Source organism: uncultured Henriciella sp., from assembly GCF_964005855.1.
Lineage (GTDB): Bacteria > Pseudomonadota > Alphaproteobacteria > Caulobacterales > Hyphomonadaceae > Henriciella.
In genome coordinates, this window is record NZ_CAXFSW010000007.1 from 58,852 (window position 1) to 73,180 (window position 14,329).

The 14,329-nt window shown below is 61.6% G+C and carries 16 protein-coding genes; 9 read left to right on the forward strand and 7 right to left on the reverse strand.

What is annotated here, in order from left to right; translation table 11 throughout:
• The first annotated feature begins 86 nt into the window (after positions 1 to 86).
• Positions 87 to 1,034, forward strand: coding sequence for a prolipoprotein diacylglyceryl transferase (gene lgt / locus ABNU55_RS10020; protein WP_290752539.1), 948 nt, complete (start codon positions 87 to 89; stop codon positions 1,032 to 1,034).
• Positions 1,031 to 2,080, forward strand: coding sequence for an SAM-dependent methyltransferase (locus ABNU55_RS10025; RefSeq protein ID WP_290752542.1), 1,050 nt, complete (start codon positions 1,031 to 1,033; stop codon positions 2,078 to 2,080). The genes lgt and ABNU55_RS10025 overlap by 4 nt, the downstream gene beginning before the upstream one ends.
• A 6-nt stretch (positions 2,081 to 2,086) precedes the next feature.
• On the opposite strand, the gene ABNU55_RS10030 is transcribed toward ABNU55_RS10025, so the two are convergent.
• From ABNU55_RS10030 to ABNU55_RS10040, 3 genes are all read right to left on the reverse strand, one after another.
• Complete coding sequence (locus ABNU55_RS10030; protein WP_290752544.1) at positions 2,087 to 3,400, reverse strand: ATP-binding protein; 1,314 nt, start codon at positions 3,398 to 3,400, stop codon at positions 2,087 to 2,089.
• A gap of 65 nt (positions 3,401 to 3,465) precedes the next feature.
• Positions 3,466 to 4,143, reverse strand: a complete 678-nt coding sequence (locus ABNU55_RS10035; RefSeq protein WP_290752546.1) for a response regulator transcription factor — start codon at positions 4,141 to 4,143, stop codon at positions 3,466 to 3,468.
• On the reverse strand, positions 4,140 to 4,616 hold the full coding sequence (locus ABNU55_RS10040) for a MarR family transcriptional regulator (protein ID WP_290752549.1): 477 nt from the start codon (positions 4,614 to 4,616) through the stop codon (positions 4,140 to 4,142). The genes ABNU55_RS10035 and ABNU55_RS10040 overlap by 4 nt, the downstream gene beginning before the upstream one ends.
• A gap of 53 nt (positions 4,617 to 4,669) precedes the next feature.
• Between ABNU55_RS10040 and ABNU55_RS10045 the strand changes: the two genes are divergently transcribed.
• A complete protein-coding gene (locus tag ABNU55_RS10045; RefSeq protein WP_290752551.1) occupies positions 4,670 to 5,560 on the forward strand; it encodes a branched-chain amino acid aminotransferase in 891 nt (296 codons plus the stop codon).
• On the opposite strand, the gene ABNU55_RS10050 is transcribed toward ABNU55_RS10045, so the two are convergent.
• Positions 5,561 to 6,439: a protein phosphatase 2C domain-containing protein gene (locus ABNU55_RS10050; RefSeq protein WP_290752553.1), complete on the reverse strand. Its 879-nt coding sequence runs from the start codon at positions 6,437 to 6,439 to the stop codon at positions 5,561 to 5,563.
• A gap of 363 nt (positions 6,440 to 6,802) precedes the next feature.
• Positions 6,803 to 7,438, reverse strand: coding sequence for a peroxiredoxin (locus ABNU55_RS10055; protein WP_290752554.1), 636 nt, complete (start codon positions 7,436 to 7,438; stop codon positions 6,803 to 6,805).
• A 124-nt stretch (positions 7,439 to 7,562) separates the two neighbouring features.
• Here ABNU55_RS10055 and ABNU55_RS10060 point away from each other — a divergent pair, with 124 nt between their 5' ends.
• Positions 7,563 to 8,081 carry a histidine phosphatase family protein gene (locus ABNU55_RS10060; RefSeq protein ID WP_290752557.1) on the forward strand — a complete coding sequence of 173 codons (519 nt, stop codon included), beginning with the start codon at positions 7,563 to 7,565 and terminating at the stop codon, positions 8,079 to 8,081.
• Between the two features lie 101 nt (positions 8,082 to 8,182).
• On the opposite strand, the gene ABNU55_RS10065 is transcribed toward ABNU55_RS10060, so the two are convergent.
• Positions 8,183 to 8,377 carry a hypothetical protein gene (locus tag ABNU55_RS10065; protein ID WP_290752561.1) on the reverse strand — a complete coding sequence of 65 codons (195 nt, stop codon included), beginning with the start codon at positions 8,375 to 8,377 and terminating at the stop codon, positions 8,183 to 8,185.
• 218 nt (positions 8,378 to 8,595) lie between these two features.
• Positions 8,596 to 8,763, reverse strand: coding sequence for a DUF2256 domain-containing protein (locus ABNU55_RS10070; protein ID WP_290752564.1), 168 nt, complete (start codon positions 8,761 to 8,763; stop codon positions 8,596 to 8,598).
• A gap of 56 nt (positions 8,764 to 8,819) precedes the next feature.
• On the opposite strand from ABNU55_RS10070, the gene ABNU55_RS10075 reads away from it, so the two are divergent.
• The 5 genes from ABNU55_RS10075 to ABNU55_RS10095 all read left to right on the forward strand — a co-directional run bounded on the left by ABNU55_RS10075 (position 8,820) and on the right by ABNU55_RS10095 (position 14,140).
• Positions 8,820 to 9,815 carry an FAD-dependent oxidoreductase gene (locus tag ABNU55_RS10075; RefSeq protein WP_290752567.1) on the forward strand — a complete coding sequence of 332 codons (996 nt, stop codon included), beginning with the start codon at positions 8,820 to 8,822 and terminating at the stop codon, positions 9,813 to 9,815.
• 46 nt (positions 9,816 to 9,861) lie between these two features.
• The gene (locus tag ABNU55_RS10080; RefSeq protein WP_290752569.1) at positions 9,862 to 11,304 is read left to right on the forward strand and encodes a glycosyltransferase; all 1,443 of its coding nucleotides are present in this window, start codon (positions 9,862 to 9,864) and stop codon (positions 11,302 to 11,304) included.
• A 13-nt stretch (positions 11,305 to 11,317) separates the two neighbouring features.
• Positions 11,318 to 11,545, forward strand: a complete 228-nt coding sequence (locus ABNU55_RS10085; protein WP_290752570.1) for a hypothetical protein — start codon at positions 11,318 to 11,320, stop codon at positions 11,543 to 11,545.
• 168 nt (positions 11,546 to 11,713) lie between these two features.
• The gene (locus tag ABNU55_RS10090; RefSeq protein WP_290752573.1) at positions 11,714 to 12,928 is read left to right on the forward strand and encodes an acyl-CoA dehydrogenase family protein; all 1,215 of its coding nucleotides are present in this window, start codon (positions 11,714 to 11,716) and stop codon (positions 12,926 to 12,928) included.
• Positions 12,929 to 13,003: 75 nt separating this feature from the next.
• Complete coding sequence (locus ABNU55_RS10095) at positions 13,004 to 14,140, forward strand: acyl-CoA dehydrogenase family protein (RefSeq protein ID WP_290752576.1); 1,137 nt, start codon at positions 13,004 to 13,006, stop codon at positions 14,138 to 14,140.
• Positions 14,141 to 14,329 lie beyond the last annotated feature (189 nt).

Genomic DNA, 14,329 nt, shown 5'->3' on the forward strand with positions numbered 1-14,329 from the left:
GGTTACTCCTTGCCGCGACTATGGGGAGAGACTAGCCGGTATCGGTCTACAGATAGACGACGGCGAGCCACGGGAAAAGGCAGGCGATGCACGCACTCTATACAGCAGCCCTCAGTTTTCCGGAGTTCGATCCGGCGCTGGTCGAGATTGGCGGCTTTCCGATCCGCTGGTATGCGCTGGCCTATATCGCGGGTCTCATTCTGGGCTGGCGCTATGCGGTCATGCTGGTCAAGCGCGAACGCCTCTGGGGTGGGACAAGCCCGGCGACGCCCGACGATATCGACGATATCCTGTTCTATGTGACGCTGGGCGTGATCCTTGGCGGGCGGATTGGCTATATCTTTTTCTATCAGCTGCCCTTCCAGTTCGAGACCGTCCAACGCGACCCGTGGAGCCTGCTGCGCATCTGGGAAGGGGGCATGTCCTTCCATGGCGGCCTTCTAGGGGTCGCCATCGCCATCCTGGTTTCGGCAAAGATGCGGGGACTGAAACTCTTTCCGCTGGCCGATATCGCGGGCGTGGTGGCGCCCATCGGCATATTCTTCGGCCGTTGCGCGAATTTCATCAATGCAGAGCTTTATGGCCGCCATACGGATGCACCGATCGGCATGATCTTTCCCGAGGCCAATACGGGCGGCACACCTTCGGCCTATGACTGGGCGGCCAATGAATGGGTGTATTGCCGCGACCAGAACCCGGCCTACCGGCTGTGCCAGCCGGAAATGCCGCGCCATCCGAGCCAGCTTTACGAAGCCTTCCTTGAGGGGCTCCTGCCATTCCTTGTGATCTCCATTCTGGTCTGGAGGTTCGGCCTGTTGAAACGCCGCGGTCTGGCGGCCGGCATCTTCCTGCTCTTCTATGCGGCGGGCCGTACAATTTCAGAACAGTTCCGGGAGCCTGACAGCTTTACCATGGGCGTGCTGCCGGACTGGGTCACGATGGGCCAGCTTCTTTCCCTGCCGATGTGGATCGGCGGTGTCCTGCTGGTCTGGTACGGGCTTAGCCGGCCGCCTGCCGGCGCCGAGAGGGTATGAGCGGGCTGAAGTCCAAGCTGCTGAGACTGATCGAGGCGGGCGGGCCACTGCCCGTCTCTGCCTATATGAATACCTGCCTGCATGACCCGCAGTTCGGCTATTATGCCACCCGCCCCGGCATTGGACGCGATTTCATCACGGCCCCTGAGATCAGTCAGGTTTTTGGCGAATTGCTTGGCCTCTGGAGCCTTCATGAGTGGCAGATCCTGGGCGCGCCAGACCCTTTCTCCCTGATTGAGGTGGGCGCCGGACGCGGCACCATGATGGACGATATGATGCGCGCCATCGGTCAGGCGGGCGGCGGGCAGCGGTTTCAGCTCGCGATCAATGAGGCCAGCCCGGTCTATGCCGCCGCTCAGGAGGCGCGCCTTTCACAGTTTCACCCCGATTTTCTGGGGGCATTCAAATCGCTTGGCGAGCAGCCTTTCCTGCTGCTGGCCAATGAATGGCTCGATTGCCTGCCAGCGCGCCAGTTTGTGCAGGCTGGTGATGGCTGGCGCGAGCGGGTCGTCGGTCCAGGCGATGCGGACAACCTTGCCTTCGGCCTTGCGAGCGACAAGGCCGGTGAGCTGTCCGTAAAGCCTGCAGCAGATCAGGCGAATGTCGAAGTTCAGCCCGCCCTGGACACGCTGTGTGAAACCCTCTCGGACGCACTGAAATCGGTGAGGGGCCGCGCTCTCTTCATCGATTACGGGACAAGCGAGCGCGCGCCCGGGGACACGCTGCGGGCTTTCAGGGACGGCCGCCAGGTGGATCCGCTAGCCATGCCGGGCGAGAGCGACCTTACCGTGGATGTCGACTTCGGGCGGCTGGCGAGACTGGCGCGCGCCCGCGGGCTGGATGTCGCCGGTCCCATCGAGCAGGGCCCCTTCCTGATGGGGCTGGGCGCAGAAGCGCGCATGCAGGCGCTTATCAAGGCCAATCCCGCTCAGGATCAGGCGATCTATGAGGGTGTGCGCCGTCTGGTCGATCCGGCAGAGCTCGGCCGCCGGTTCAAGGTCATCTGCCTCAGTGCGCCGGGCCTGCCGACGCCAGCCGGGTTCTAGCGGCCCTCAGAGCGGCAGGCGCAGGCGTACACGCAGGCCCCCGAGCGGGCTGTCTTCCAGCCTTATGTCACCGCCATGCTGTCGCGCCGTGTCGCGCGCGATGGAGAGGCCAAGCCCGGTGCCCGGTACGTTCTGGTTCCGGGAGGCATCGAGCCGGTGGAAAGGCTTGAAGGCATCGGCGCGCTGGTCTTCGGGGATGCCGGGACCGTCATCATCGACAATAAGCTCGACAAGGTGAGGCCCCTGCATGACCTCCACTTCCACCTCGTCTGCAAAGCCCTGGGCATTCGAGATGATGTTGGAGACAGCCCGCCGGATCAGCCCCTGACGGCCGGAGAGCGTGACAGGGTCACTCTGGCGGATTCTGGCACGTCCACCCAGCGAGGCGACGGTTTCGCTGACAAGGGTGTCAAAGCGAAACTCCGAAGGCGCCTCGCCGGCCTTTCCGCTGGCGAAAGCGAGATATTCGTCCAGCATGGCCGACATCTCCTGGATGTCCTGCCGGGCCTCTTCGAGTTCCGGAGAGTCATCCATCATGGCGAGCTGGAGCTTCAGCCGGGTGAGCGGCGTTCGCAGGTCGTGGCTGATGCCGGCGAGCATCGTGGTGCGCTCCTCGGCGAAGGCGGTCAGGCGCGTGCGCATATTTATGACCGCGCGGGCCGCATCGCGGATTTCTGTCGCGCCTGAGGGGCGGTAGTCGCCGCCATCGCCGCCCCGGCCATAGGCTTTCGCCGCTTCGGTGAGACGGAGGATCGAGCGGACCTGATTGCGCAGGAAGCCAAGTGCAAGCGCAATGAGAATGCCGCTCGCCCCGATCACCCAGACGATAAAGATATGGCCGGTGGTCGAGAAGGTCCGGTCGCGCTCGGCGATAAAGCGGATAACGTCATTGCCGTCCTGGACAAGGATCTCAACCGTCTCGCCATAGCCGGAAATATCGAACCAGAACGGCTCCTCCAGGGCGACATCGAGCTCGCGGGAAAGGATTTCATCGAGCGCGGTGAAAAAAAGCTGCTTTTGTTCCGTCGGCAGGCTCACACCTTCCAGCACGGTCACATCCAGCTGCATCTCCTGGCGCGCATCTTCGCGCAGCATGTCGAACTGGTCCGGATAGCGGTCGCGAAGCCCGACCATGAAACTGATCTCGCTTGCCATGGTCTGGCTGAGCTTGCGTGAGGTGTGGCGCCAGTGGCTGTCATAGAAAATATAGGTCACCGCCGTCAGAAGCAGGATCACGGGGAGGATCACCATCAGCACCGAACGCGGATAGAGGCCGCGTGGGGTAATGTCGCGAAGACGCAGATGAAAGAGGCGTTTCATTCGCCTCTAGCCTTAGCCGGGGCGGAGGGTTTGGCAAAGCGCGCAGATGAGGGTTGCTGGACCTGTCAGTCCGGCATCAGACGGTAGCCGACGCCGCGCACCGTCTGGATATGAACAGGCTGTTTCGGGTCTGGCTCGATCTTGCGGCGAAGCCGGGTGACCTGCACGTCGATGGAGCGTTCGGTACTGTTGGGCGACCTTGAGGCAAGCTCCTCCCGGCTGACGGGTTCGCCCGCGCGGCTGGCAAGCATGGAGAGAAGCTGAAGCTCCGCCTCGGTCAGCCTGACGCGCTGGTCGCCGGAGGTGAGCTCGCCCCGTTTGGCGTTGAAGACGAGGCCCGACATCTCGATTTCTTCCGGCGGTGGCTCGACATGCGTGCGGCGAAGGATCGCACCGAGACGAAGGAGCAGCTCCTCCGGCTCAAAAGGTTTGGCAAGATAATCGTCCGCGCCGGCCTTGAGCCCTTCGATCCTGTCGCTGGTCTCACCGCGCGCCGTCAGCAGCAGGACGGGGGTGTCCTTTCCCGTCCTGCGCAGGTCCGACAGAAGATCGATGCCCGATTCGCCCGGCATCATGATGTCCAGAATGCCGAGGTCGAAGTCGAATGTCGTCATCAGTTTCCGTGCGCTGGCCGCGTCCGATGCCGCCGTGACGCGATAACCGCTGCGGGTCAGATATTTCTTCAGCAGCGTGCGGATGCGGTCATCATCATCAACCACGAGTATATGCTGGGCCTCGGTCATTTCGTCAGGGCCTCCAGGACAGCGCGCGTCCCCGAAACGGCGTTGGCGCCTGCATCCCGGTAGGCTTCGCGCAGGGCTGAGCGCAGCTGCTCGACCAGCGGGCGCAGCAGCGCTTCGCCTTCTGGTGAAACTGTCAGGCGGCGCCGGCGCGCATCGCGGCCGCCCTGGCGCTTCACGATGAGGGATTCCTTGTCGAGCTCTCCAAGAAGGCGCGCGAGGGTCGGGGTCGTCGCCCCCGTCAGGTCTCGCAATTCGCTGACCGTAAGGTCGGGTTCGAACCGGATGGTCATGAGCAGCCTAAGGCTGGTGGCGCTAAGCCCGGTCGGCTTCTGGGCCTTGCGCGTAATGGTCGCGATGATGCGCTCACTGGCCAGCAGGAGCGCAATACCATTGTCGAGCTCTTCCTCCCTGAGAAAGAGTCGCGGGTCGACCCGCCCCGTTTCGCCCGGCTTCTGGTTGACTTCGGATGCCACAATCTGAGAATGGAACGGTTTTCCGGTAAGAGTTCAAGCAAGGACGAGAAATAATGGCCGACGCATCCACACCGTATCATGATCGAGATGGATACATCTGGATGGATGGCAAGTTCGTACCTTGGCGTGAAACCACGATTCACGTCCTGACGCACGGCCTTCATTATGCGTCCTCTGTCTTTGAGGGCGAGCGCGCCTATGGCGGGCATATCTTCGAATCGCGCAAGCATTCTGAACGTCTTGCCCGCTCTGCCCGCATTCTCGGTTTCGAGCTGCCCTACACGGTCGATGAGATCGAGAAGGCCAAGCAGGAAACGCTGGCGAAATCGGGTCTCGAGAATGCCTATGTGCGCGCCTTCGCCTGGCGCGGGTCGGAAATGATGGGTGTCTCGGCGCAGAACAACAAGATCCATGTCGCCATCGCCGTCTGGCACTGGGGCGACTATTTTGCCGACAAGATGAAGGGCATCGCGATGACGCATGCCCAGTGGCGCCGCCCCGATCCGGCCACCGCCCCTTGCGAGGCGAAGGCTGCGGGCCTCTACATGATCTGCACGCTGTCCAAGCATGCGGCAGAAAAGGATGGCTTTGCCGATGCTCTGATGCTGGACTGGCGCGGTCATGTGGCCGAGGCGACCGGCGCCAACATCTTCTTCCTGCGCGACGGCGCCCTGCATACGCCGACCCCGGACTGCTTCCTGAACGGGATCACCCGGCAGACGGCGATCAAGCTCGCCAAGGCGCGCCAGATCGAGATTGTCGAGCGCACCATCATGCCTGAGGAGCTTTCGACGTTCTCCGAATGCTTCATCACGGGCACGGCGGCAGAAATCACGCCCGTCCGCTCCATTGGTGAGGCGTCCTACACGCCGGGGAATGTGACCGAAGCGCTCGTGACCGACTATTCGGACCTGGTGCATGGCAAGATCACGATGCCGGCCTAGCTAGCTATCGGCTTCCAGACGCACCAGGACGGCGCTTGCATCGTCCTCTGACTTGACGCGCGGCGCGGCCCTGCAATCGGGGTCGGCCGCCTCAAGGGCGCGAAGCTCCTCGTAAAGCGGCTCCAGCCCGCCGCTCATGGCCGCATCGAGAAGCGTTTCCGGCGTATAGGCGTGGAAATGGTCGATGAGGCGGGCGAACCCGTCCGTCATCATGATCATGATAGCCGGGCTGCGCAGGCAGAGCGTCTGCTCATTCAAGTGGCTAGCCGCTTCGGGCATGATGGAAAAAATCCAGTAGCCATCCGGCCGGTTCATTCTGGCGCGCCGCTCACGTAGATAACTGCGCAGTGCCTCGCGGGCGCTTTCACTTGTATCGCCGCGAAAGGCCTCGAAATCTTGCAGCGCCGCCGCATCCGACCCACCATCGGCGAGATCGCCGACAATGTGCAGCAGGCCGCTCGATTCGCGGACAATGGCGGTGCAATCGCCCAGACCTGAGAACCGAAGGTGCAGGCGGTGGCCGCTCTGCTCCCAGCCGCAATAGAGCGCGGCGGCGGAGGGAATGGCATAGTCGGGGACCGACAGGCGCGCGGTTTCGACGAGATAGTCGTCGCGTACGCGCCCTATGATCCGGCGCATGGCAACCCGCAGCGGTTCAGTCGTCTGCGGCAGCTGCGCGAACAGTTCATCCAGCCGTGCCGCGAGCCAGGCCGCATCGCTGCCCGCGCCGCTGATATAGTTTGTCTCGCCCACGCCCGTGGCGCCATCGATGACCCATGCATGCCCGCTTGAGGTCCCCGCGGCCCCATTTGCGCGGTCGTCGTTCGGCGTGCGGCCGCCGGGCCGGGACAGCGACTGAACATGAGGGAGCGCGGGCATGATTCGTCTATGATGCGAGTCCTCAACAGATTTGCGTCTATGGCGTGACGTTTTTCTGTCATCTCGCCGGTTGTCTTCGAAAGGGCCCGCATCTGTGATAAGGTGTAGAAAAATCGAAGGAGGTTCACCATCGCCGGGAAACTGAATTCCAGCCGCTCGACCCAGACGCTCAAACGCCTGAAAAGGCTGAAAGCGGTTTATGGGGCGCCGCAAAATCTGCGCCGCAAGCTTGGCCTCAAGCGCCGCTCCCTCACCCCCAGCCAGAAGCTGATCCGCATGTTCAGCCGTTAGGCGAGAGGGTCAGACAGAAAAAAGCCGCCCCGGTTTTCCGGAGCGGCTTTTCTTTTTGCTTGCGCAGGGTGTTTATTTATCCGGCTGCGGCGTGGTGCGCAGATAAGGCTTGATCGTCTTGTAGCCCTTCGGAAACATCTTGTCGGCGTCCTCATCGGAGACGCTCGGCACGATGATGACATCCTCACCGACCTGCCAGTTCACAGGTGTCGCCACCTTGTAGCCATCGGTCAGTTGCAGGCTGTCGATCAGGCGCAGGATCTCATCGAAATTGCGCCCGGCGCTCGGCGGATAGATGATCGAGGCGCGGATCTTCTTGTTCGGGTCGATCACATAGACGGCCCGCACAGTCACTTTCGCATCGGCATTGGGATGGATCATGTTGTAGAGGGTCGCGACCTTGCGGTCAGGGTCGGCGATCAGCGGAAATTCCACCTTGGCGCCCTGTGTTTCCTCGACATCCTTGATCCAGTTCTTGTGGTCCTCAAGGCTGTCGGCAGAAATCACGATCGCCTTGGCGCCGCGCTCGGCCAGCTTGTCCTTGAGTTTCGCCGTGTAGCCGATCTCTGTGGTGCAGACGGGGGTGAAGTCTGCAGGGTGGGAGAGAAAGACAACCCAGTCATCGCCGATCCAGTCGTGAAAGCTGATCTTGCCTTCAGTTGTTTCGGCCTCGAAATCCGGTGCGGTATCACCTAGCAGAAGGCTCATGGCATTCTCCGTTGATTGCTATATCTTCGCGAACTCACATTGGCTCTGGCGGGCGAGAGGACAAGTTTCGGGTGCTGATTTCGGTCTTTAATTTTACTAAGGCTGCCGGGGCCGGCCAGCTCGCATGAGACGTCTGATCCTTCTGCGGCACGCCAAGACGGAAATCTGGCATGAGGGCCTGTCGGACCGCGACCGCAAACTCGTCGAGCGCGGCCATCAGGATGCAGAGACCGTAGCTGCTCAACTTGATGCCATTGGATGGGCGCCGGATCATGCACTGGTCTCGACCGCGCGGCGCACCCGTGAAACCTGGCGCCATGTCCATGAGGTGTTTCCAGCGTGCGATGTAAAGCTGTCTGACAGTCTCTATCTCGCCAGTGTTCCCACCCTCACAGACCTTGTCGCACAAGCGGCGAACGCGTGTTCAACCCTCATCGTGATCGGCCACAATCCTGGCCTTCATGACCTCGCCGTTGCGATCATGCGAAAGTCAGGCGCGAGTGATCCAAGAGTGGCCCGCAAGCTTGAAGAGAAGCTGCCCACGGGTACGGCTGTTCTGTTTGAGTCCGATGAGGACGAGACCTTCATTCCGGTGCATTTCCGCATGACAGGCTGGGTAAGGCGCAAGGCGCTCCTCTCCTGAACGCGAAAACCGCCCTGCCGGGCGGGGCAGGGCGGTTCGTTTCAGGGCTCCCAGGCGGGTCTGGGGTGCGACGAGAGTGCCCCGCCGGGAACGCCTGATCCTTACCAGGTGCGACCGATACGCCGGTTGATGCGGCGGCGGCGCTGGACCAGAAGCGTTGGCTTCCAGTGGCCGGTATTGTCGTTGGCCGCCTTGCCGGACACGTGTCCGGTGGCGCTCTCGATGGCTGGCATGGCAGCGGTCATCGAGGTCTGGTCCAGACGGGGTTGGTGGGTCTGGGAGGCGAGCGGTTGCATCTGATATTACTCCTTCGTTGCAAGTTCCGGTCTTGAAGTGCCGGTTGGCTGGTTATCTGCCGGGGCTGGTTTGTCTCTGTGCCGCCGACGAGATTGATCTAGCAACGAAATTATTGTTTTTCAATATGTGATTATCGAAAAACAATGCACAATTTCTACAAACCTATATAAATCAGGGTCTTAAATATCATCGTTTTTCGATAAAATTTGAAGAGAAGCTAAGAGCGCCCCTTCTGACGGCAGGCTCTTGAGCAATAGACGACCTCCTCCCAGACCGATTCCCACTTCTTGCGCCATGAGAACGGCCGCTGGCAGACCGGACACATCTTCTGCGGCAGGTCGCGTTTGCGTACCGTTTTGTTTGAGGAGCGTTTCGCGTGGACCATGATGCTTGCCTTCCTGACAGCGAAACTAGCTCTGTATCTGAACAGGAGAAGCAGGAATGAAGATTGCGATCATCGGCGCAGGGGTGGCCGGCCTCAGCGCGGCGCAGGAGCTGAAGCAGGCCGGCCATCAGGTCCGGTTGTTTGACAAGGGCAGGGGCGCAGGCGGGCGGCTTTCTACCCGCCGGGCGCAGACCCCGGTGGGGGAGCTGCGCTTCGATCATGGGGCCCAGTTCTTCACCGCCCGCGATGACGGGTTTCGTGCGCTTATCCAGGATTTTGAGGTGCAGGGTTACGTGGCGAGCTGGACACCTCGGCGTGCACGGCTTTCAAAGCAGGCGGGGGACTGGCGCGCGGATACGATTGAGGCCGATCCCGCGGACCAGTGGTATGTAGGCAGCCCGGCCATGAACGCCCTGGTCAAGGCGATGGCTGAAGGCCATGAGATTGGCTGGAATATGCGTGCCACGCAGCTGGAGCGGCGCCCCGGGGGCAATTACATCCAGTTTGAAGGCGGTGACCTCGCGGGCCCATTCGACGCCGTGATTCTCGCGGTCCCTGCCGAGCAGGCTGGAACGCTTCTGGCGGTGCACAGCCCGGCGCTTGCGAAAGAGGCTAGCGAGGTTGTGACTGCGCCGTGCTTGGCTGCGATGCTGGCTTTCGAGCAACGGGTGAGCCTCGGCTGGGACGTCGCAGAGATCGAGGGGGCGCCCATCTCGCTGGCTGTGCGAAATTCCTCAAAACCGGGCCGGGATAAGGGGGAGACGTTTGTCCTTCATGCCTCGCCGGCCTGGACGCGCGCAAATCTCGATATGGACAACGAAGATGTCGCCGCGACGCTTGCAGGACTGTTCGGTGAGATGACGGGCGCGCCGCAACCCGTTTTCGCTTCAGCACATCGCTGGCTCTATGCCAGGACCGAGACAGCGGCAGGCTCGCCCTTTGGCTGGGATGACCAGAGCCGGATCGGCGTCATAGGCGACTGGCGTATCGCCCCGCGCGTCGAGGCGGCCTGGCAGAGTGGCCACGCCCTGGCGGTCTTTCTTGGCGATTGAGCGGTAACAACCTTTAATTAGGCCCGGGACTTGCTTGGCAGCGCGCATGGGCGCTGTTCATTCGCATAAAAATGTCATCCGGCTGGACGCGGCAGCGTTTAACGCGCCGCCGCGCGCGCCTTTGCTGCTGCAGGCGCTCTCAAGGTCCGAGGCGCTGCCGCCTAATCTCAGCGCAAAGGATCGGCTGAGCCGCGGGCAGTGGGAAGTGCTGGGGGGTCTGATTGCGGCAGCAGCCATCGCATTCGTCCTGGCGCCCGCCATACTCGGTATTCTCGCCATCATCGTTTTCTGGCTATTTTTCTCGCTGACCGTCATCTGGCGCCTCACGCTTACCATTGTGGGTATCCTTAAGCGTGTCCTGTTTGCCCGCGCCACCAAGGCTGCGGCCATAAAGGAACGCGATCTGCCGGTCTATTCGGTCCTCATTGCCCTTCGCCATGAGCAGAACATGATGGCACAGCTGGCCGCGAATGTGTCCGCGATCGACTGGCCGGCCGATAAGCTCGATATCCTGCTCCTGATTGAGGACGACGATACCGCTACGTATGAAGCCGCGCTGGCGGCTGATTTTCCGCCAGGCACACAGTGTATTCTCGTCCCCGAGGGCGAGCCGCTCACCAAGCCGCGCGCCCTCAATTACGGGCTGGCTGTTGCGCGGGGAGAATATGTGACCGTGCTCGATGCAGAGGACCGGCCGGACCCCGCCCAGTTTCGTGAGGCCTATGTCAAATTCCTGGAAGGCGGCGAGGGCGTGAAATGTGTCCAGGCGCCGCTCGTTGCCATGAATGGCGCGAGCGGCTGGCTACCGGCACAGTGGGCGCTTGAATATGCGGTCCAGTTTTCCCTTCATGTGCCAGCTCTGGCCAGTCTTCGTCTGCCCGTGATGCTGGGTGGTACCAGCAATCATTTCAGGCGCGCAGACCTTATTGCCTTTGGCGGCTGGGACGCATGGAATGTGACAGAGGATGCTGACCTCGGCATCCGGATCGCGCGCCTCGGCGGGCGGACCGAGACCATCAACGCCCCGACGCTTGAAAGCGCGCCTGAAACGCTGTCGATCTGGATCAATCAGCGAAGCCGCTGGATCAAGGGGTTCGCCCAGACCTGGCTGGTCTGTATGCGCGCGCCGGTCAGCCTGTTTTTCGAATTGGGGCCGCTGCGCTGGCTCAGCCTGCAGCTGACGCTCGGCGGCGCCATTCTCAGTGCATGCCTCTATGGACCCATGGTATTGATGATCATTCTCGGCACGCTTTTTCCTCAGATTTTCGATTATACGCCGGTGGACCTTGGACTTTTCGTAGCCGGATGGACCGGCTGCATAGTGGCCGACTGCCTCGCCCCTGCGGGGTGGAGCGTGTCGCGGATCATTGCGGTTGCGACCCGGCCCTTCTATTGGCTGCTCCTGACAGCAGCGGCAGCCAAGGCGGTGGTGGGGCTTGCGCTCAGGCCTTCCTACTGGGCCAAGACGCCCCATATGCCCTCAGCGTAACAAGGCAGGTTCGATGCCCGAGTGGATTCTCCCGACTGTTCTGATCGCCATATTTGTGGCGGTTATGGTGTACGCCAATGCGCGCCTCGGCAAGCCGCGCCGGGACGGTCGGCCGAACAAGCTGCCCTGGGGCATGATCATGGTACTCTGCGTGCTGGGGATATTCCTGATGATCGTGCATCTCATGAATATTGCCGGTTTTCAGACAGGCCCGGAGCACAGTCTTCTCGGCCGGTTCTGAGACTTGGCGGGAGCACTTGCGCAAAGCGGTCTGGGTCTCTGTACCCTCATTCGTCGCTAAAACCTGCGTCACTTGTGCCCTGTCGCAGCGTCGGGTCGTGACGGCGCCCTGCCAAACGGCTAATGTGACTGTCAGAAACGATAGCACCGCTTGAGGGAGCCTACAGACATGCCATTTGACGCGCCATCCGATAACGAAGCCTTCCGCGAGAAAATCCGCGGCTGGCTCGAAGAGAACTGTCCGGAGTCCATGCGCACGCCGATGCCGGAAAGCGAAGTCGTCTGGGGCGGACGCCGCGAGAAGTTCAAGAACCCGGATTCCAAGGTCTGGCTTGAGCGGATGGGCGAGCAGGGCTTCACTGCCCCGACCTGGCCCAAGGAATATGGCGGGGCCGGCCTCAACCGCGACCAGGCCAAGATCCTCGAGCAGGAAATGGCCCGCATCAATGCGCGCACCCCGCTTTTCTCCTTCGGGCTCTGGATGTTCGGTCCGGCGCTTCTGGAGTTCGGCAATGAAGAACAGAAAAAACGCTTCCTGCCGGATATCGTGATGGGCAAGACGCGCTGGTGTCAGGGCTATTCCGAGCCGGGCGCGGGCTCTGACCTGGCCGGTCTGCAGACCAAGTGCGAGGACAAGGGCGACCATTACCTCATCAATGGCCAGAAGGTCTGGACCTCCTATGCCGATCAGGCCGACTGGATCTTCTGTCTGGTGCGCACCGACAATACCAAGAAGCATGAAGGCATCAGCTTCATCCTGTTCGACATGGAAAGCGAAGGCGTTGAGACCCGCCCGATCAAACTGATCTCCGGCTCCTCACCCTTCTGTGAGACCTTCTTCTCCGACGTGAAGGTGCCCAAGGACCAGCTTGTCGGCGAAGTGAATGGCGGCTGGAAGATCGCCAAGCGTCTTCTCCAGCATGAGCGCTCCTCCATCTCCGCCAGCGGCTTCGGCTCGGCGCGCGGGACCGGCATGCTGGAGCTAGAGGAATACGCCAAGATCCATGTTGGCACGGACAGCGATGGCAAGCTGCTCGACGGCGACCTGCGCGGGCGGATTGCAGAGCACCAGATGTACACCAAGGCGTTCAATCTCACGGTTGGCCGCAGCCAGGAACAGGCCAAAGCCGGTCAGGAAGTCGGCCACACCGCGTCGATCATCAAATACGCGGCTGCCAAGATGAACCAGGACAAGCACGAGCTGATGATCGAGGCACTCGGCACTGAGGGTCTTGGCTGGGAAGGCGAAGGCTTCGACAAGGGCGCCAAGATGGTGACCCGCGGCTGGCTGCGCTCGAAAGGCAACTCGATCGAGGGCGGCACGAGCGAGATCAATCTCAACGTCGTGTCCAAGCGCGTGCTCGGCCTGCGCGACCACCAGTAGGTCTAGATCGAACCACATGTTTATCGGGGCGTGGCCCGAATGGTGTCCACGCACCCACCCGGAAGGAATTTTCAAATGACTTTTGTTCTGACAGAAGACCAGGAGATGCTGCGCGATACCGCAGTGAATTTTACCCGCGACGAGCTTCCGGTGAAGCATCTGCGCGAGCTGCGCGACAGCGGCAAGAACGGGGTCGACCCGGAAGCCCGCCAGAAGCTGGCTGAGCTCGGCTTTTTCGGCGTTCTGATCCCTGAAGAATATGATGGCGTGGAGATGAGCATGGTCGCCTTCGGCCAGGTCATGGAAGCGCAAGGACGCACGCTCGCCTCAACGCCGCTGCTGCAGACCGCCTGCATCGGCGCATCCGCCATCCTGCTTGGCGGCACCGAAGCGCAAAAGAAGGAATGGCTGCCAAAGATCGCTTCGGGTGAGGTGACCACCGCGCTCGCGCTGGACGAGACCAGCCATCACAATCCCGCCGGCGTCGGCACCGAAGCCGAACGTGACGGGCAGGGCTACACGCTGACCGGCGCGAAGAAATACGTTCAGGATGGCCATCATGCCGATGTCTTCATCGTGGTGGCCCGCACCTTTGGTGAACCCGGCGATGCGCACGGCCTGACCTTGTTCCTTGTGCCGCGCGATGCGAAAGGCCTGACGGTCCACACGCTGAACACGGTTGATAGTCACGGCGCAGCCCATCTCACCCTGGACGGTGTCCATGTCGATGAGTCTCACGTCCTCGGCGCAGCCGACAAGGGGATGGACATTCTGGAGCCCGTGCTCGACCGCGGCCGGATCGCACTGGCCGCCGAAATGCTCGGCTCCTCGCTGGCGGCCTTTGAGATGACGCATGAATACATGCAGACCCGCAAACAGTTCGGACAGCTCATCGGCTCCTTCCAGGCTCTGCAGCACCGCGCGGCAAGGATGTTCACGGAACTTGAGCTGACGACCTCCTGTATCGCTGCGGCTCTGGCGGCCGTCGATGAACAGCGCAATGATCTGGCCGAACTTGCCAGCCTCGCTAAGGCCCGTGCCAGCGAGACCGTCCATCTTGTGTCCAATGAAACGGTCCAGCTGCATGGCGGTATCGGCATGACCGATGATCATGATGCAGGCTTTTACATGAAGCGTGCACGGGTGCAGGAAGCGCTTCTCGGCTCGGCGAGCTTCCACCGCGACCGCTATGCAAAGCTGAACGGCTACTAGGGAAGCACGCCCTCAAACCCAAGAACCGAACGGAATGGACCGGAGCCATAAGGCCCCGGCCCATCATCCATGCACTTGTGAATGGTCCGGATACGCATGCATGGAATTTACGTTCTGTGGTGTAGCTGTTGAATAAACAGGCCGGGCGGGCTGAGGTTCCTTCAAAGGCTGTTTCGATCTGCGCGCGGT